General features: G+C 68.4%; 15 protein-coding genes. All 15 read right to left on the bottom strand.

Annotated features, from left to right (window positions below):
* Nucleotides 1–10: 10 nt before the first annotated feature.
* On the bottom strand, nt 11–1,534 hold the full coding sequence (gene araA / locus QFZ29_RS01630) for an L-arabinose isomerase (protein ID WP_306892495.1): 1,524 nt from the start codon (nt 1,532–1,534) through the stop codon (nt 11–13).
* 41 nt (nt 1,535–1,575) lie between these two features.
* A complete protein-coding gene (locus tag QFZ29_RS01625; RefSeq protein WP_306892494.1) occupies nt 1,576–3,186 on the bottom strand; it encodes a xylulokinase in 1,611 nt (536 codons plus the stop codon).
* Entirely contained in the window at nt 3,183–3,935 is a 753-nt protein-coding gene (locus QFZ29_RS01620; protein WP_306892493.1) for an L-ribulose-5-phosphate 4-epimerase, read from the bottom strand. Before QFZ29_RS01620 ends, QFZ29_RS01625 begins: the two co-directional genes overlap by 4 nt.
* A gap of 198 nt (nt 3,936–4,133) precedes the next feature.
* Nucleotides 4,134–5,378, bottom strand: coding sequence for a multiple monosaccharide ABC transporter permease (mmsB, locus tag QFZ29_RS01615; protein ID WP_306892492.1), 1,245 nt, complete (start codon nt 5,376–5,378; stop codon nt 4,134–4,136).
* Nucleotides 5,379–5,409: 31 nt separating this feature from the next.
* Nucleotides 5,410–6,939 carry a multiple monosaccharide ABC transporter ATP-binding protein gene (gene mmsA / locus QFZ29_RS01610; RefSeq protein WP_306892491.1) on the bottom strand — a complete coding sequence of 510 codons (1,530 nt, stop codon included), beginning with the start codon at nt 6,937–6,939 and terminating at the stop codon, nt 5,410–5,412.
* A gap of 136 nt (nt 6,940–7,075) precedes the next feature.
* The gene (gene chvE, locus QFZ29_RS01605; RefSeq protein ID WP_306896569.1) at nt 7,076–8,152 is read right to left on the bottom strand and encodes a multiple monosaccharide ABC transporter substrate-binding protein; all 1,077 of its coding nucleotides are present in this window, start codon (nt 8,150–8,152) and stop codon (nt 7,076–7,078) included.
* Between the two features lie 184 nt (nt 8,153–8,336).
* A complete protein-coding gene (locus QFZ29_RS01600) occupies nt 8,337–9,098 on the bottom strand; it encodes an L-ribulose-5-phosphate 4-epimerase (protein WP_306892490.1) in 762 nt (253 codons plus the stop codon).
* A 240-nt stretch (nt 9,099–9,338) separates the two neighbouring features.
* Nucleotides 9,339–10,358: a LacI family DNA-binding transcriptional regulator gene (locus QFZ29_RS01595; protein WP_373426166.1), complete on the bottom strand. Its 1,020-nt coding sequence runs from the start codon at nt 10,356–10,358 to the stop codon at nt 9,339–9,341.
* Nucleotides 10,359–10,467: 109 nt separating this feature from the next.
* Complete coding sequence (locus QFZ29_RS01590) at nt 10,468–11,931, bottom strand: MFS transporter (RefSeq protein WP_306892489.1); 1,464 nt, start codon at nt 11,929–11,931, stop codon at nt 10,468–10,470.
* Nucleotides 11,932–11,990: 59 nt separating this feature from the next.
* Nucleotides 11,991–12,821 (bottom strand): aldo/keto reductase, encoded by an 831-nt coding sequence (locus QFZ29_RS01585; protein ID WP_306892488.1) that lies wholly within the window; start codon nt 12,819–12,821, stop codon nt 11,991–11,993.
* A gap of 63 nt (nt 12,822–12,884) precedes the next feature.
* Entirely contained in the window at nt 12,885–13,844 is a 960-nt protein-coding gene (locus tag QFZ29_RS01580; RefSeq protein ID WP_306892486.1) for a cyclase family protein, read from the bottom strand.
* Complete coding sequence (locus tag QFZ29_RS01575; protein ID WP_306892485.1) at nt 13,841–15,268, bottom strand: APC family permease; 1,428 nt, start codon at nt 15,266–15,268, stop codon at nt 13,841–13,843. Before QFZ29_RS01575 ends, QFZ29_RS01580 begins: the two co-directional genes overlap by 4 nt.
* A 76-nt stretch (nt 15,269–15,344) precedes the next feature.
* On the bottom strand, nt 15,345–16,136 hold the full coding sequence (locus tag QFZ29_RS01570) for a slipin family protein (RefSeq protein WP_306892484.1): 792 nt from the start codon (nt 16,134–16,136) through the stop codon (nt 15,345–15,347).
* Between the two features lie 80 nt (nt 16,137–16,216).
* On the bottom strand, nt 16,217–17,386 hold the full coding sequence (locus tag QFZ29_RS01565; RefSeq protein WP_306892482.1) for a cystathionine gamma-synthase: 1,170 nt from the start codon (nt 17,384–17,386) through the stop codon (nt 16,217–16,219).
* A gap of 34 nt (nt 17,387–17,420) precedes the next feature.
* Entirely contained in the window at nt 17,421–18,788 is a 1,368-nt protein-coding gene (locus tag QFZ29_RS01560; protein ID WP_306892481.1) for a cystathionine beta-synthase, read from the bottom strand.
* Between the last annotated feature and the right edge of the window lie 141 nt (nt 18,789–18,929).

Raw genomic sequence — 18,929 nt, 5'->3', positions numbered from 1 at the left:
CGTGCTCCGATCAGAGACCCTGCGCCAGGCGGTAGTAGGCCTGGTTCCAGCGCACCTCGCGCTGGAAGTCGCGGGTGGTCGTGTCCTCGTCGATGACGAGCAGCTCGAGCTTCGCCATGTCGGCGAAGTCGCGGAACACCTCGACGCCCACCGCAGTCGACATGACGGTGTGGTGCGCCGCGCCGGCGGTGAGCCAGGCGGCGGCACTCGTCGCGAAGTCGGGAGAGGGCTTCCAGACGGCGCGCCCCACGGGGAGCTTCGGCAGCGGATGCCGCAGCTCGACGTTCTCGACGACGTTCGCCGTGAGGCGGAACCGGTCGCGCATGTCGCTCATCGCGACGACGACGGCGGGGCCGGGATCGGCCGTGAACACGAGGCGCACGGGGTCTTCCTTGCCACCGATGCCGAGCGGATGGATCTCGAGCGACGGCTTCGAGGTCGTGAGCGACGGCGACACCTCGAGCATGTGCGCGCCGAGGATGAGCTCGTCGCCGGGCGTGAGGTCGTACGTGTAGTCCTCCATGAGCGACGCGCCGCCCGGGAGCCCTGCGCCCATGACGTTCGCGATGCGCACGAGCACGGCGGTCTTCCAGTCGCCCTCGGCACCGAAGCCGTAGCCCTCGGCCATGAGCCGCTGCACCGCGAGGCCCGGCAGCTGCTTCAGGGCACCGAGGTCTTCGAACGACGTGGTGAACGCGCCGAAGGCGCCCTCCTCGAGGAATGAGCGCAGGCCGAGCTCGATCGCTGCACCGTCGCGCAGCGACTGGTGGCGTTCGCCGCCGTTCCGCAGCTCGGGCACGACCTCGTAGAGCTCCTCGTACTCGGCGACGAGCGCGTCGACATCGGCGTCGGATGCCGCTGCCACCGCCTCGGCCAGCTCGTTGACGCCCCACGTGTTGACCTGCACGCCGAGCCGCAGCTCGGCCTCGGTCTTGTCGCCCTCGGTCACGGCGACGTAGCGCATGTTGTCGCCGAACCGGGCGAGCTTCATGCTGCGTGATGCCGCGAGGCCGGCGGCGGCACGTTGCCACGTGCCGAACTCCTGCTGCACGCGCGGGTCGCTCGCGTGGCCGACGATCGTCTTGCGCGGCACGCCGAGCCGGGTCTGGATGTAGCCGAACTCCCGGTCGCCGTGCGCGGCCTGGTTGAGGTTCATGAAGTCGAAGTCGATCTCGGCCCAGGGCAGCTCGACGTTCGCCTGCGTGTGCAGGTGCGCGAGCGGCTTCTGCAGGGCGTCGAGGCCGCCGATCCACATCTTCGCGGGGCTGAAGGTGTGCATCCACGCGACGAGGCCGATGACGTTGTCGGCCGCGTTCGCCTCGAGGGCGGTGCGGCGGATCGCGTCGGAGTCGGTGAGCACGGGCTTCCACACCACCTTCACGGGCACGTCGGATGCCGCGTCGAGCGTCTCGGCGACCTGCCGAGACTGGTCGGCGACCTGCTTGAGGGTCTCGGGACCGTAGAGGTGCTGGCTGCCGGTGAGGAACCAGACCTCGTAGCCGTCGAGCGAAGTGGTGAGCGGGGTGCGGGTCATGCGTGTCTCCTTGGTACGGGGTTCGGTGTCGGTGCGCGCAGTCAGAGCGCTTCGACGGCGGCGGCCTCGGCGGCGAGGCCCGCCCGGTATCGGTCGAGGAATGCAGCGAAGCCGGCGACGTCGTCGGGGCTCGGGTCGACGGTGTCGATGGCCGCGTCGGCGAAGACGCGCTCGTTCAGGTATGCGCCGAGGTCGGTCTGCGCGGATGCCGAGAGGTACGACGCCAGCACGGCGATGCCCCAGGCGCCCCCCTCCGACGCCGTCTCGCCGACCGCGACCGGCGCGTCGAGCGCGCCGGCGAGGAGCCGCTGGGCGACGCCGGCGGTGCGGAAGATGCCGCCGTGCGCGAACATCCGGTCGAGCTCGACGCCTTCACGGTCGAGCACCCGCATGCCGAGCGCGAGCGTGCCGAACACGCCGTAGAGCTGCGCGCGCATGAGGTTCGCCAGCGTGAGCCGGCTGTCGGGCGTACGGACGACCATCGGCCGGCCCTCGGCGAGCCCAGCGATGGGCTCTCCGGCGAGGTGGTTGTAGGCGAGCAGCCCGCCTGCGTCGGCCTCGCCGTCGAGGGCCTCCCGGAAGAGCAGCTCGAAGACCGCATCACTGTCGAGGTGGGTGCCGGCCGCTTGCGCGAACCGCGCGAACACGCCCACCCACGCGGCGAGCTCGCTCGCCCCGTTGTTGCAGTGCACCATCGCGACGGGGTCGCCCGCCGGCGTCGTGACGAGGTCGAGCTCGTGATGCGGCTCCGACAGTGGTCGCTCCAGCACGACCATCGCGAAGATGCTCGTGCCTGCGCTCACGTTGCCGGTGCGCGGCGCGACCGCGTTGGTCGCAACCATGCCCGTGCCGGCATCGCCTTCGGGCGGGCACAGCGGCGCGCCGGGCTGCAGCGCGCCCGACGGGTCGAGGAGCGCGGCGCCCTCGGCGGTCAGGCGACCCGCTTCGCGCCCGGCCGCCAGCACCTCTGGGAGGAGCTCGGCGACCTGCAGGCCCGGTGCGCGGTCGGCGACGAGCCCGTCGTACACGCCGAGCAGCCGCGAGTCGTAGTCGTTCGTCGCGGAGTCGATCGGGAACATCCCCGAGGCGTCACCGACACCGATCACCTTGCGACCCGTGAGCCGCCAGTGCACATAGCCCGCGAGGGTCGTGACGAAGCGGATGTCGGGGACGTGCGCCTCCTCGTCGAGGATCGCCTGGTGCAGGTGGGCGATCGACCAGCGCAGCGGGATGTTGAGCCCGAACCGCTCGCTGAGCTCGGCGGAGGCCACACCCGTCGACGTGTTGCGCCACGTGCGGAACGGTACGAGCAGCTCGTCGTTCGCGTCGAACGCGAGGTAGCCGTGCATCATCGCCGACACGCCGATCGCGCCGAACGTCTGCGGTTGCGCGTCGTAGCGGCGTCGCACGTCGGCGACGAGGTCGGCGTACGCCTCCTGGAGGCCCGACCAGACGTCGTCGAGCGAGTAGGTCCAGACGCGGTCGACGAACTGGTTCTCCCACTCGTGGCTGCCGACGGCGAGCACGACGGTGGGGTCCTCCCCGACGAGGCACGCCTTGATGCGGGTCGAGCCGAACTCGATGCCGAGCGACGTGCGTCCTTCGAGGATCGCAGCCCGCGCTTCATCCGGTGCAGTGACGGTCTCGGTCATCGGCGTGCATCTCCACTCTGTTCGGTTGCTTCTCGACGTTCATCACCAGTCTGCCCGTAGACGTTCTGATAGCGGTCGTAGAGGCGGTCGATCGCGTGCTGCGGGATCGGGATGAGCGGTCCGGCCTCGCGGGCGAAATGCACGCTGCGGGCCACGTCTTCGACCATGACGGCGGCCTTGACCGCGTCTTTCGCGTTCTTGCCGATCGTGAACGGTCCGTGGTTCTGCATGAGCACGGCGCGAGAACGGTGGCCGGCGAGGGTGTCGACGATGCCGCGGCCGATCGAGTCGTCGCCGATGATCGCGAACGGGCCGATCGGGATGGGTCCGCCGAACTCGTCGGCCATCGCTGTGATGACGCACGGGATCTCTTCACCGCGCGCGGCCCAGGCGACCGCGAACGTCGAGTGGGTGTGCACGACGCCGCCGACCTCGGGCATGTGCCGGTAGACGTAGGCATGCGCTGCGGTGTCGCTCGACGGGCTGCGGTCGGAGCCGGGCGTGCCCGGGATCACGGTGCCGTCGAGGTCGCAGAGGATCATGTTCTCGGGTGCGAGCTCGTCGTACGAGACGCCCGAGGGCTTGATCACGAACAGGTCGGCGCCGGGCACGCGGCCCGACACGTTTCCGCCCGTCCAGACGACGAGCCCGTTGCGGGTCAGTTCGCCGTGCAGCTTCGCGACGTCGTCGCGCACCTGCGCGATCGCCGCCTCGGTCTCGGGTTCGAACACTGGGGCCGTGCCGCTCACGTCGACACCGCCCGGTTCACGCCTTGCTCTTGGTGCGGCACGGGGACTCCTTCGTCATGGCGCTTCGTTAGCGCTAACGAAGCATGATGTTAGCGCTAACGAAGCTTGGCTACAAGTCGTACTCGCCTCTCACCCGAGTGATCGCGAGCACGACGAAGGGGGCGGATGCCGCAGCATCCGCCCCCTCGGTAGATCTGCCTAACGGCCGCCGGAGCGGCGCTTGTTGTAGACGTCGAAGGCCACCGCGAGCAGCAGCACGAGGCCCTTGACGGCCTGCTGCCACTCGATGCCGATGCCCATGATCGACATGCCGTTGTTCAGCACACCGATGATGAGACCACCGATGATCGCGCCGCCGATCGTGCCGACGCCGCCCTGCACCGCAGCGCCGCCGATGAAGGCCGCCGAGATCGCCTCGAGCTCGAAGCCGTCACCGGCCTTCGGTCCCGCGAGGTTCAGTCGCGCGGTGAAGATGAGGCCGGCGAGCGCGGCGAGCACGCCCATGTTGACGAAGAGCCAGAAGTCGACGCGTCGCGTCTTGATGCCCGAGAGCTCCGCCGCGTGGCGGTTGCCGCCGATCGCGTAGATGTGGCGGCCGAACACCGATCGGTTCATCACGATGCCGTACACGAGCACGAGCACCGCGAGGATGATGAGCGTGACCGGGATGCCCTTGTACGACGCGAGCGAGTAGGCGAAGAAGGTGATTCCCGCCCCGACCAGCACGAGCTTCGTGATGAACCAGATGAGAGGCTCGACCTCTTGGCCGTACTTCTGGCGACCGAGCCGGGTGCGCACCTGCTGCACGACGAGGGCGATGATCGCGATGGCGCCGATGCCGATCGTCAGCGGATCGATCTCGAACTCGCCCAGCAGGTCGGTGAGGAAGCCGTTGCCGATGCCCCGGTATTCGGCGGGGAACGAGCCGATGTTCGCGTTGCCGAGCACGACGAGCGCGAGGCCGCGGAAGATGAGCATTCCCGCGAGTGTCACGATGAACGCTGGAATGCCCACGAAGGCGATCCAGAATCCCTGCCACACCCCCACAGCGGCGCCGATCGCGAGCGAGAGGATGACGGCGATCCACCAGGGCATGCCCCAGTGCACCGCGAAGACGCCCGAACAGGCGCCGACGAACGCCGCGACCGATCCGACCGAGAGGTCGATGTGGCCGGCGATGATGACCATCACCATGCCGATCGCGAGCACGAGGATGTAGCCGTTCTGCACCACGAGGTTCGAGATGTTCTGCGGCCGCAGCAGGATGCCGTTCGTGAGGAACGAGAACAGCACGACCACCGCGATCAGGGCGATGAAGATGCCGTTCTTGCCGAGGTCGGCGAGGATGTGGCTGAGTCGCTCGGTGAACTTGTTCTCGACGGGGTTGATGGTGCCGCCGACGGCATGCGACTCGGTGGTCTCAGTTGGATTGGGATTCGACATCGTGTCTCCTGTGTGTTCCGCTCGCGTCGGCTTAGCGGGGCTTTTCCATGGTCATGAGCTTGAGCATTGCTTCGGGCGTCGCCTCGGCGACGGGGAGTTCGCCCGTGATGCGTCCCTCGGAGAGGGCGTACACCCGGTCGCAGATGCCGAGCAGCTCGGGCAGCTCGGAGGAGATGACGATGATGCCCTTCCCCTCGGCCGCGAGCCGGTTGATGATCGAGTAGATCTCGTACTTCGCGCCCACGTCGATGCCGCGGGTGGGCTCATCGAGGATGAGCACCTGGGGATCCGAGTAGATCCACTTCGACAGCACGACCTTCTGCTGGTTGCCGCCCGAGAGCTTGCCGGTCTTCACGAGCACGTTCGGCGCCTTGATGTTCATCGAGTGCCGGTACTCGTTCGCGACCTTGTACTCCTCGTTGTCGTGCACGAGGCCGTACTTCTCGAGCTTCTTGAGCGACGCCATCGAGATGTTGCGCTTGATGTCCTCGATGAGGTTGAGGCCGTAGGTCTTGCGATCCTCGGTTGCGTAGGCGATGCCGTGGTCGATGGCCTCGGCGACCGAGCGGGTCTTGATCTCCTTGCCGCGCAGGAACACGCTGCCCGAGATCCTCGACCCGTAGGAGTGCCCGAAGAGGCTCATCGCGAACTCGGTGCGACCGGCGCCCATGAGGCCCGCGATGCCGACGATCTCGCCCGCGCGCACGTTGAGGTTGACCTTGTCGACCATGACGCGAGTGGTGTCTTGCGGGTGGTGAGCCGTCCAGTCCTCGACGCGCAGCAACTCCTCGCCGATGTTCGGCGTGTGGTCGGGGTACCGGTGCTCGAGATCGCGGCCGACCATGTCCTTGATGATGCGGTCTTCGGTGACGTCGGCCTTCGCGATGGTCTCGATCGTCTTGCCGTCGCGGATCACGGTCACCGAGTCGGCGACCTTCTTGATCTCGTTGAGCTTGTGGCTGATGATGATCGACGTGATGCCCTGCTCCTTGAGGTGCAGGATCAGGTTCAGCAGGTGATCGGAGTCCTCGTCGTTGAGGGCCGCGGTCGGCTCGTCGAGAATGAGCAGCTTCACGCGCTTCGAGAGCGCCTTCGCGATCTCGACGAGCTGCTGCTTTCCGACGCCGATGTCGAGGATCTTCGTCGTGGGGTTCTCGCGCAGTCCGACGCGCGCGAGGAGCTTCGACGCCTCGTGGTTCGTCTTGTTCCAGTCGATCAGGCCTGAGCGGCTCTTCTGCTCGTTGTTGAGGAAGATGTTCTCGGCGATCGACAGGTAGGGGCTGAGGGCGAGCTCCTGGTGGATGATCACGATGCCCTTGGCCTCGCTGTCGGTGAGGTCCTTGAACGCCACCGTCTCGTTCTCGAAGACGATGTCGCCCTCGTAGGTGCCGTGCGGGTAGACGCCCGAGAGCACCTTCATGAGCGTCGACTTGCCAGCGCCGTTCTCGCCGCAGATCGCGTGCACTTCGCCGCGAGCGACGCCGAGCGTGACGTTGGAGAGCGCCTTCACGCCCGGGAAGGTCTTCGTGATGCCCTGCATCTCGAGAATGTTCGTGGTCATCCTTGCTCCTGCTTCATTGCCGGGGCCGGCCGGATGACGGATGCCACCGCGATCGGGACCTGAGGCGAGAGTACTCCCGCTCGGGCCCCGACACGCAGGGGTCGACCGTCATCCGGCCAGCATGTACCGGTGGTGACTAGCCCTGGATTTCCTCTTCGGTCCAGTAGCCGCTGTCGACCAGGGTCTCGGTGATGTTGTCCTTGACGACGATCACCGGGTCGAGGAGGAACGACGGCACGACCTTCACGCCGTTGTCGTAGTCCTCGGTGTTGTTCACCTCGGGCTCCTCGTCGTTCAGGAGGGCGACGGCCATGTCCACGGCCACGACCGCGAGCTCGCGGGTGTCCTTGAAGATGGTGGCGTACTGCTCACCCGAGTTGATCGCCTTGACCGAGTCGAGCTCGGCGTCCTGGCCGGAGATGATCGGCCAGCCTTCGCCGACCGAGTAGCCGGCGTCGGTGAGGGCCGAGATGATGCCGCGCGAGATGCCGTCGTAGGGCGAGAGCACCGCGTTGACCGTCGAGCCGTCGGAGTAGTTCGCAGTGAGGATGTCCTCCATGCGGCTCTGGGCGGTCTCGCCGTCCCAACGGAGCGTCGCGACCTGCTCGATGTCGGTCTGGCCCGACTTCACGACGAGCGTTCCGTCGTCGATGAGCGGCTGGAGCACGTCCATCGCACCGTCGAAGAAGAAGAACGCGTTGTTGTCGTCGAGCGAGCCCGCGAAGAGCTCGATGTTGAACGGGCCGGCCGGAGCGCCCTCGATGGGCGTGCCGTCGAGCTCGGTGAGACCGAGGCCGTTGAGCACCGACCACGCCTGCTGCTGTCCGACGGTGAAGTTGTCGAACGAGGCGTAGTAGTTGACGTTCTCGGTCTCGCGGATGAGGCGGTCGTAGGCGATGACGGGGATGTCCGCGTCAGCGGCATCCTGCAGCACGCTCGTGAGCGTGGTGCCGTCGATCGCGGCGATGATCAGGGCCTCAGCACCCTTGGTGATCATGTTCTCGACCTGCGAGACCTGGGTGGGGATGTCGTCCTCTGCGTACTGGAGGTCGACGGTGTAGCCCTGGTCCTCGAGCTGGGCCTTGACGGCGTCGCCGTCCTGGATCCAGCGCTCCGAGCTCTTGGTGGGCATCGCGACGCCGATGAGGCCGCCGCCGCCTTCGCCTTCGCCTGCGTCGCCGCCGCCGCCTGCGCACGCCGCGAGCGCGAGCATGGAGCCCGCTGCGAGCGTCGCGAGAAGCACCTTCTTCGTGTTCTTCACGGTGTTTCCTTTCACTGTGTCCGTCTGGACGTCGTTGTCTTGGTGACAGTCGGATGCGGCTGCGTCCATGCCAGCCGTCTCCCTCGCGCCCACCCTGTGGTTGGGGTGCGCAAGCTCAATGTGACCGGGCGATCGTTCATCGCCGGTCGACTTTCTTCGGGCGGGCGTCGTTCGACTGCCCGTCTGCGGTCGTCAGGCGGGCATCGCCCTGCTGCCCGTACACGTTCTGGTAGCGGTCGTAGAGCCGATCGATCGCGTCCTGCGGGATCGGGACCAACGGGCCCGACTCACGAGCCAGGTGCACCGTGCGGGCGACATCCTCGACCATCACGGCCGCCTTCACCGCGTCCTTCGCGTTCGCGCCGATGGTGAACGGGCCGTGGTTCTGCATCAGCACGGCTCGGGACCGGTGGCCCGTGAGCGTCTCGACGATGCCCTGGCCGATCGAGTCATCGCCGATGATCGCGAACGGACCCACCGGGATCGGCCCGCCGAACTCGTCGGCCATCGCCGTGATCACACACGGGATCTCCTCGCCCCGCGACGCCCACGCCGTCGCATACGTGGAGTGCGTGTGCACGACGCCGCCGATCTCCGGCATGTGCCGGTACACGTAGGCGTGCGCCGCCGTGTCGGATGACGGGGCCCGATCGCTGCCCGGTGTGCCCGACACCACGTTTCCGTCGAGGTCGCACAGGATCATGTTCTCGGGAGCGAGCTCGTCGTACGACACGCCAGAGGGCTTGATCACGAAGAGGTCGGCACCCGGCACGCGGCCTGACACGTTTCCGCCCGTCCACACCACGAGGCCATACCGGGTCAACTCCCCGTGCAGCCGTGCCACGTCGGCACGCACTCGTGCGATGGCGACCTCGACCTGGGGCCCGAACGTGCTCAACGCGCTGCTCCGCAGCTCGCGCTGGACCGGCCGGAACTGCAGCGGCGGTCGTGCGAGGTGGGCGCTGTCAGCACGGAGACTCCTTCGTCGATCGGGTTGGGGCGTTCCATGTGACAGTCAATGTGACCGTTCACATGGCGACACTTATGTTAGCCACATGGTTGAAGCTCCTGTCAACTCCGAGTCATCACGAATCGGTAACGACGGATCTTCCGAGCCGAGCATTCGGCAACGGAGCCGTCAGAACGACGGTGCGCCGGTGGTGCCGCGCACCACGAGCTCCGGCGTGATCGTGCCTCGGTAATCGGGCGCTGCCGGGTCGAGGTCGCCGAGGAGCAGGGCCACGCAGCGGCGGCCCAATTCGGCGAAGTCCTGCCGCACGGTCGTGAGCGGCGGCCAGAAGTGCGCCGCCTCGGGGATGTCGTCGAATCCGACGATCGAGACGTCGCGCGGAATCTCGAGTCCCTCGTCGCGAATGGCGTGCATGAGTCCGAGCGCCATCTGGTCATTGGACGCGAAGATCGCGGTGAAGTCCCGCACCGTCAGCAGCTCACGGCCGGCGTGGTAGCCGAAGTCGGCCGTCCAGTCACCGAGGATCGGCGCGGTGGTGGGCACGTCTTGCGCGCTCATCTCCTCGAGGAATCCGCGCATCCGCGCTTCGGCCTCGATCCAGTCCTGCGGACCGGCGAGGTGATAGATGCTGCGGTGGCCCTGTGCGATCAGGTGCCGTGTGGCGATGCGGGCGCCCGCAATCTGGTCGACGGACAGCGCGTGGTCGGGGTCTCGTCCGGTCGACTGCAGGCTCACGTAGGGCACGTCGATCGACAGCTGGGCGAGGGCATCGAACACCCGCACCTGCGGTGCGATGACCACGAGACCCTCGATGCCCTGGGCGGCGAGGTGCTCGAGCCCATCGGCGATCGTGCGAGCATCCGACGACTCGATGTTGGCGGTGCTCACCCAATAGCCCGAGGCGCGGGCCGCCTCCTCGATCGCCGCGATGCTCGACGCCGGGCCGTATTGCGTGCTCGACGCCGAGAGGATGCCGATCGTGCGGGAGCGGCTCGTCACGAGTGCACGGGCCGCGCGATTGGGCTTGTACTGCATCTCGGCGATGACGTCGAGCACGCGCTGCTTCGTCTCGGGCCGGATGCTCGGGTGATGGTTCAGCACGCGCGAGACGGTCTGGTGCGAGACCCCGGCGAGGCGCGCGACGTCGCGGATGCTCGGGGCGCGCCCCCGCTGCGGCTCGACTGTCAAAATGACCTCGTTCGGATTTCGGCATGTTCACGGTCACACACGCCGGCGAGACCATTATGCACAGTTCCGAACGGAATGTGACTGTCACAGATGTGACGTCACATCGGCGCTATGAGCCGGCGGATGCCTCGACCGTCGGCCGCACGCGCTGCGCGAGCACCACCGCCACCACCGCGATCGCCACGCCGACGGCGAACTCCGCCGTGAACGCCCCGCCCACGACAGCGCTTGCCGCGAGTGCCGTGATCGCGAGTGCGACGGATGCCCCGAGCGACTCGCCGATCGAGAGCGCAGCACTGTTGAACCCCTGCGACGACACGGGCGAGAGGCTCAGCACCGCCACCGAGAAGCGCGGGTACATGAAGCCCATCGCGCCGCCCGCGAGGGTCCACGCGGCGAAGGCGATGACCGGCGAGAGCATGAATGCGGCGACGAGGAGCACGACGACGAGCGACGCGGCGAGCAGCGCGGCTCCGATCTGCACCGATTGCGTGTTCGACACCCGGTCGCCGAGGCGTCCCTGCAGCCAGGAGGCGGCCGCCCAGGTGACACCCGCGCCGGTGAGCACCGCGCCGGCGAGGCTCGGCGAGAACTCGTACCGCTCGATGAAGAGGTACGGCAGGTAGATCTCGGAGCCGAAGAACGCACCGGCGACGATGAGCCGCAGCAGCACCGTGGCGGGCATGCCCCGCGCGGCACGCAACGTGCCCGCGGGCATGAGCGGGCGTACCGCGACCACGACGAGGCCGATCGACAGGACCGCGATCATCCAGCGCCACGGCTCGGGGAACTCCTTCGAGAGCGAGAGCGCGAGGGCGGCGACCGCGGTGAGCACCGACCAGCCGACCCGGCCGAGACTCCAGCGCACCGTGGGATCGCCCTGCACCTGGTCGCGCACGCGCAGGATCGGCGGCACCATCATCGCGGCGGCGGGCAGCATGAGCCCGATCACGCCGAGGAACACCCAGTGCCAGCTCACGGCCTCGGCGACGACGCCGGCGAGCGCCGGTCCGATGATCGACGGGATGACCCACGCCGCCGCGAACCCCGCGAACACGCGCGCCCGAAGCGCCTCGGGATACACCCGCGCGACGATGACGTAGAGCGGCACGATCACGGCGGCGCCGCTCAAGCCGTGCACGAACCGGCCGACGATGAACACGCCCATGTCCGCCGCCGTGCCCGCGATCAGCAGGCCGACCACGAAGAGCAGCGCCGAGACGACGAGCGACGGCAACGGCCCCGACCGATCGGTCCAGTTGCCGGCGAGCACCATGCCGATGATGCCGGCCGCGAGCGGCACGGCGAACGCGAGGGCGAAGAACTCCACGCCGTCGAGGTCGCGGGCGACGAGGGGCATCACGGTGGTGACCGCCATCGCCTCGAACGCGGCGAGGAAGATGAGCGAGAACATGCCGATCGACAGCCACCGGTAGGGCAGGGAGAGCGGCCCGGGGTCGCGGCCGGAGCGCGTCGACGGTTCTGTCGCTCCGACCGGCGGAAACCGCTCGGCGTCGTCGACGACGCCGGGCTCTGTCGTGCGCGGGTTCGGTTCCGTCATCGGTTCGCTCACTCGATCGACGCTAGGACTTCAACCGAACTTGAGGTCAACCGGTGCGAGCACATCGGTGCTCAGAACTCCTCATGCGTGTCGGGGTCGCCGCCCCAGAGGCGTCCGCGCGCGAGCGATGAGATCGCCTCGACCTCGTCGTTCGAGAGTTCGAATCCGAACACGTCGAAGTTCTCACGTTGGCGTGCGGCATCCGACGACTTCGGAATCGGAATGGCCTCGAGCTCGATGTGCCAGCGCAGCACCGCCTGCGCGGGCGTGACGTGGTGCTCGGCCGCGATCGCGGCGACGACGGGCTCGGCGAGCAGTTCGCGGCCCTTCGCGAGCGGGGTCCAGCTCTCGGTGCGGATCTCGTGTTCTTCGTGGAAGGCGCGCAGCTCGGCCTGTGGGAAGTAGGGGTGCAGCTCGACCTGGTTGACGACAGGAGTGACGCCGGTCTCGTCGATGAGCCTCGTGAGCATCGCCGGCGTGAAGTTCGAGACGCCGATCGAGCGCACGAGCCCCTTCTCGCGCAGCGAGATCATCGCCCGCCAGCTGTGGAGGTACTTGTCGACGTGCGGCAGCGGCCAGTGGATGAGGTAGAGGTCGACCCAGTCGAGGTCGAGGCGGGAGCGCGACTGCTCGAAGCTCGCGAGCGTCTCGTCGAAGCCGTGATGACGGCCTGGGAGCTTCGTCGTGATCACGAGGTCGCTGCGGTCGACGCCCGAGCGGCGGATCGCCTCGCCGACCTCTTCTTCGTTGCCGTAGTTGTAGGCCGTGTCGATGAGTCGGTAGCCGGCGCTGATGCCCGCGGTGATCGCGTCGATGCCCGTCTGGTCGTTCAACCCGAAGGTTCCGAGGCCGATCGCCGGAATCGAGTTGCCGTCGCGAAGGGCGTACGCGGGAGCAGTCATTGTTCCATCCTCACCCACCCGCGCGGTTGATGCCAGCAGGCACGGCCCGCGCGGCGTGGGCGGCTAGGAAGCGGGAACCTCCGCGAACGCCCGCACCGGGAACGTGCCGAAGCCCTCGACCCGCGGCGGCACCGCGGTGAAGCTCGCGCCCCGCACCGGCACTCGATCGAGCGCTGTGAGGTGCTCCACGACGTGGATGCCGGCTTCGAGCAGGATCGAGTGCGCCGGCCGCTCGCCGCCGCTCTCGGTGTCGTCGATGTTGAGCGCGTCGATGCCCACGATGAGCACGCCGGCGTCGGCGAGGTGCCGCGCGCCCGCCTCGGTGAGGAACGGCGACCCGTGCAGGTACTCGGGCTGCCCGAAGTGGCGGCTCCAGCCCGTGTGCAGCAGCACGGCCGTGCCGGCGAGCTCACGATCGAAGAAGACCTCGGCCGGGATGCCGCGGCTCGAGGCATCCGTCAGCCGGAAGACCTCGGCGGGCACGCCCACGAGGGTGTCGAGCTCGAGGCTCGCGAGGTCGCCGCCGCTCTCATAGCGGTGGAACGGGCTGTCGAGGTAGGTGCCGGTGTTGCCGATCATCGTGATGATGTCCATCGCGAACTCGGTGCCGGGCGCGTAGACGCCGCGCGACGCCTCGCGGGTGAGATGCGGCGTGATCGTGGGCGAGGGGAGGCCCGGGTAGGTGACGAGTCCCGCGCGGATCGTGTGGCTGAGGTCGACGAGTTCGCCGCGACGAGCGGCCGGGACTGCGGATGTCGCGGCTGCGGTGCGCGCGTCGTCGGCGCCGTCGCCGCCGTGGCTGCCCATGCCGCGAGAGCCACGGTGCGCCTCCTCGACGATCTCAAGGTTCGCGAGCTCGACGCGGCTCACGAGCGCGAGCCCGAGATGGCGCACGAGGAGCTCGGCGATCTCGGCCTCGGTGACGCTCGCCGACGGCAGGTCGAGGCGGAAGCCGTGGGCGCGCAGCCCGCCCCCGTTCACGAACTCGATCTCGGCGTCGAAACGGGCGCGGTACTCGGTCACTCGGTCTCCTCTGGGGTGGCGGATGCTGCGGTGGAAGCGGGGGTGGTGGCGCCGGCTCCGGCGAACACGCTCTCGCCCGGTGATCGAGTAGCGCCGGGCGCAGCGCGACGCGGATCGATCCGGAGGCGGCGCACCACGGTCACGATCACCGCGGCGACCGCCAGCACGAGCGGCACCACGAGGTTCGCCCAGGCGAGCACGAGGAGGCCGGCCGTCATCACGGTGGCGATCACGGCGAGCCACCAGCCGAAGCTCCACCGGCGCAGCAGGAGCGTCGCCGCGACCATGCCGAGGGCGTAGATCGCGACCATGTTGCTCGTGTGGATGAGGATGAAGCCCGTGAGGTCGAGGTCGTTCAGCAGCATGAGGCCGAAGTACACCGTGATGAGCACGCCCGTGAGCGCGAGCGCACGACGCGGGATCTCGCCATCGGCCGCGCCCTTCGAGAAGAACCGGGGCAGGTCGCCGTCGCGGCCGAGCGCGGCCCCGAGCTTGCCGAAGGCCGGCAGATAGGCGTTCATCACGCCGAACGTGACGATCGCGGCGACGATCGCGATGAGCACCGGCCCGACACCGGGCATCGTGGTCTCGACGAGGTCGACGAGCGGCGCCTGCCCGTCGCCGGCACGATCGTCGAGCACGGCCACGGTGACGAACTGCAGCGCGAGGTAGCCGACGCCGACGACGACGATCGCGATGCCGGTGGCGAGCGGGATCGTGCGCCGCGGGTTCTTGAACTCGCCGGCGATGTGAGTGCCGACCTCCCAGCCAGCGAACGCCCAGACGAAGAGGCTGATCGCCAAGCCGACACCGGTCCAGCCGTTCGGCAGGAACGGCTCGAAGTTCGAGGCGTCGACCGCCGGGAACGTGACGGCCACGACTCCGACGACGACCGAGATCAGCAGGCCCGTGAGCACGAACTGCACCCAACCCGCCACGCGTACGCCGAACCAGTTGGCGACGAAGGGCGGCACGAAGACCGCGAAGCCGATGATCGGCACGGCGGCGCGGTCGACGCCCAGCACGGCGACCACGTACTCGCCGCCGAGAATCGCGAGCACGGGCGCGCCCACGCACACGCCGAAGTAGAACCAGTACCCGGTCATGCGCGCGGCGGTGCCGCCGAGGGCGCGCCGCACGAAGCTCGCCACGCCACCGGCATCGGGATAGCGCGCAGCAAGGGCGGCGAAGGTGCCGGCGAGCGGGATGGACAGCACCAGCACCGCAGCCACTGCGACGATCGACGCCGGGCCGGCCGCGGCCGCCGCCAGCCCGGGCAGCACGAGGATGCCGGTGCCGAGTACGCTTCCGATGTAGAGCGCCGTGCCCTGGCCGAGGCCGAGGGTGCCGCCGTGTGCCTTCGCGCCGTCGGTGGCGGGAGCTATGGTGCCAGCGGCGGCGGTGGCAGGCTGATTCGAGGTCACCCGCTCACTCTGCCGCACCTCACCGACATTCGGCGATGGCAGGATTGACAGCGTTCGGCAATATCCTGCCACCCTCTCAATGCCCGCGAACCTGCGCCGTCGCCGACTCTCGGTCGATGAAGCTCGTGAGCTCGCCGATGGTGCTCATGAGGGGCGCCGGGAACAGCACGAGCGTGTTCTTGTCGACGCCGACCTCCACGAGCGTCTGCAGCGTGCGCAGTTGCAGGGCGAGCGGATGCGCCATCATCGTGTCGCTCGCCACCCCGAGTTGCGACGCGGCGAGCGCCTCCCCCTCGGCGGCGATGATCTTCGCACGCTTCTCGCGCTCGGCTTCGGCCTGCTTCGCCATCGCTCGCTTCATGGAGTCGGGCAGCAGGATGTCCTTCAGCTCGACGAGCGTCACCTCGGCGCCCCACTCAGCAGTGATCACCTCGAGGAATTGCTTGATGTCCGCATTGAGCTTGGCGGTCTCAGAAAGCGTCTCGTCGAGGTGGTGCTGGCCGACGACCTTGCGGAGCGTGGTCTGCGCGATCTGGTCGATCGCCGACTTCACGTTCTCGACCGCGATCACCGACTTCACCGGATCCACGATCCGGTAGTAGGCGACCGCGGAGACGCCGACGCTCACGTTGTCGCGAGTGATGATCCCCTGCGATTGGATCGGCAGCGTGACGATGCGCAGCGACACCTTGATCATCACGTCGACGATGGGAATGATGAAGCGGATGCCTGGCTCGCGCAGATTGTGCAATCGCCCGAAGCGCAACACGACGCCGCGCTCGTATTGCCTCACGATGCGCACCGACATGAAGAACAGCACGATCGCGATCACGCCGACGATGATCAGGGTGACGATGAGGGCGGTCATCGGATCCACCTCCTGGACGCCGGTGACGTGCCGTACGCCACTCCCATTCTCCCACCCGGTGGCGGGAGCAGGGCGGTCCGCTAGAGCCGCTCGAGCGCGCGATCGATGTCGTCGAGCAGGTCGTCGACGTCTTCGATGCCCACCGAGAGGCGCACGACCGACTCCGGCACCTCGGCCTCGGTGCCGCGCACCGACGCGTGCGTCATCTCCGCGGGGTAGTTGACGAGCGACTCCACGCCGCCGAGCGACTCGGCGAGCTGGAACACCTCGGTCGACTCGGCGAACCGGCGCGCGGCCTCGCCGCCGCCCGAGAGGGCGATCGAGATCATGCCGCCGAAGCCCGACATCTGCCGTCCGGCGAGCTCGTGCCCGGGGTGCGACTCGAGTCCCGGGTAATAGACGTGCTCGATGCCGGCGTGCTCCTCGAGTCGCCGCGCGATCGCGAGCGCGTTCTGGCTGTGCCGCTGCATCCGGATCCCGAGGGTCTTGATGCCGCGCGAGGTGAGGAACGCGTCGAACGGGCTCGAGACCGCGCCCGCGGCGAACTGCGTGAACGTCACGCGCTCGGCGAGCTCGTCTTGACCGGCGCCGAAGACGAGGCCTCCGCCGATGATGTCGGAGTGGCCGGCCAGGTACTTCGTCGTGGAGTGCACGACGACGTCGGCGCCGAGCGCGAGCGGCTGCTGCAGCGCCGGCGACGCGAACGTGTTGTCGACGACGACGAGCACGCCGGCCTCGGAGCCGAGCTCGGCGAGCGCGGCGATGTCGGAGATCTTCATGAGCGGGTTCGACGGCGTCTCGACCCAGAGCACCTTCGTCGTGCCGAGCTCGATCGCGTCGCGCACTGCGCCGAGATCGCTCGTGTCGACGGTCGTGTGACGGATGCCCCATGCGCCGAAGATCTTGCGGACGAGCCGGTGCGTGCCGCCGTACACGTCGTTGCCGATGACGACATGGTCGCCTGGGACGAGCACGGTGCGCAGCAGTGCGTCTTCGGCGGCGAGGCCCGACGCGAACGAGAGCCCGTGGGCGCCGCCCTCGAGCGCGGCGAGCTGGGTCTCGAGCGCCGTGCGCGTGGGGTTGCCGCCGCGCGAGTACTCGTAGCCCCCGCGAAGCCCGCCGATGCCGTCTTGCACGTACGTGGACGTGAGGTAGACGGGCGGGATGACCGCGCCGGTCGTGGGATCGAACTCCTGACCCGCGTGGATGGCGCGAGTGTCGAAGCCCTTCCAGAATTCAGGAGACGTCATGCGTTGTCGTCACTTTCTCGTCGGAAACTCGCCATCAGGCTGAGAGGTAGGAGAGCAGGTCGGAGCGGGTGATGACGCCGAGCGCCTTGCCGCCGTCGGTGACGAGCATCGCGGGCGTCGTCGTGAAGGCGCTGCGCGCCGCGGCCACGGGCTCGTTGACGCCGATGAGCGGCAGCGGCTCCCCCACGACGCTCGACACCTTGTCGGTGAGCTTCGCCTGGCCCGAGAAGACGAGCTCGAGCAGCTCCTCCTCGTGCAGCGCGCCGGCGATCTCGCCGAGCACGACGGGCGGCTCGGCAGACAACACGAGCAGTTGCGAGACGCCCGACGCGGTCATCGTGTCGATGGCCTCGCGGATCGTGTCGTTCGGATGCACGTAGACGAGCGGCGGCATCCGATCGGCCTTGGCGCCGAGGAGTTGCGCGATCGTGTGCCCGGCGGGGGCGTTCGAGAAGCCGTAGGCGCGCAGCCACTTGTCGTTGAAGATCTTGCCGAGGTAGCCGCGGCCGCCGTCGGGCAGCAGCACCACGAAGACCTCGTCGGGACCAGCGGATGCCGCGGCCTTGAGCGCCGCGACCACGGCCATGCCGCTCGAGCCGCCCACGAGGATGCCCTCCTCGCGCGCGAGGCGACGCGTCATGTCGAACGACTCGGCATCGCTGACCGCGATGATCTCGTGCGGCACAGTGGGGTCGTAGGCCGCCGGCCAGAAATCCTCGCCGACGCCCTCGACGAGGTAGGGCCGCCCCGTGCCGCCCGAGTACACGGACCCCTCGGGGTCGGCGCCGATGATGCGCACCGAGTCGCCCGACACCTCGCGCAGGTAGCGGCCGGCACCCGTGATCGTGCCGCCCGTGCCGACGCCGGCGACGAAATGCGTGACCTTGCCCTCGGTGTCGCGCCAGATCTCGGGGCCGGTGGTCTCGTAATGCGAACGCGGGCCGTTGGGGTTGGAGTACTGGTCGGGTTTGAACGCGCCGGGGATCTCGCGCGCGAGCCGGTCGGAGACCCCGTAGTAGGACTCGGGGCTGTCGGGCGCGACCGCCGTGGGCGTCACGACGACCTCTGCGCCGTAGGCGGTGAGCACGTTGCGCTTGTCTTCACCGACTTTGTCGGGGCACACGAAGATGCACTTGTATCCGCGCTGCTGCGCCACGAGCGCGAGGCCGACACCGGTGTTGCCCGACGTGGGCTCGACGATCGTGCCGCCGGGCTTCAGCTTGCCCTCGGCCTCGGCCGCGTCGATGATGCGCTCGGCGATGCGGTCTTTCGAGGAGCCGCCGGGGTTGAAGTATTCGAGCTTCACGAGCACCGTGGCATCCGTGACCCCCTCGGTCACCCGATGGAGCTTCACGAGCGGCGTGTCGCCGACCAGGTCGACGATGGTCTCTGCGTACTTCATGCGGTGTCCTTCGGTAGTCGACTCGCGCGCCGCCCATCCGGCGGCGTGGCGGATACGGGCGAGCGGTCGGGCGTGCGGGGTCGGGCGACTTCGGCGTCAGCGACAACACAGCGAGAGGACCACGCCGCCAACTCTAGTCGC

The organism is Agromyces albus (assembly GCF_030815405.1).
Lineage (GTDB): Bacteria > Actinomycetota > Actinomycetes > Actinomycetales > Microbacteriaceae > Agromyces > Agromyces albus_A.
The sequence above is the reverse complement of the archived record's forward strand: the minus strand, read 5'-3'. Positions and strand labels throughout refer to the sequence as shown.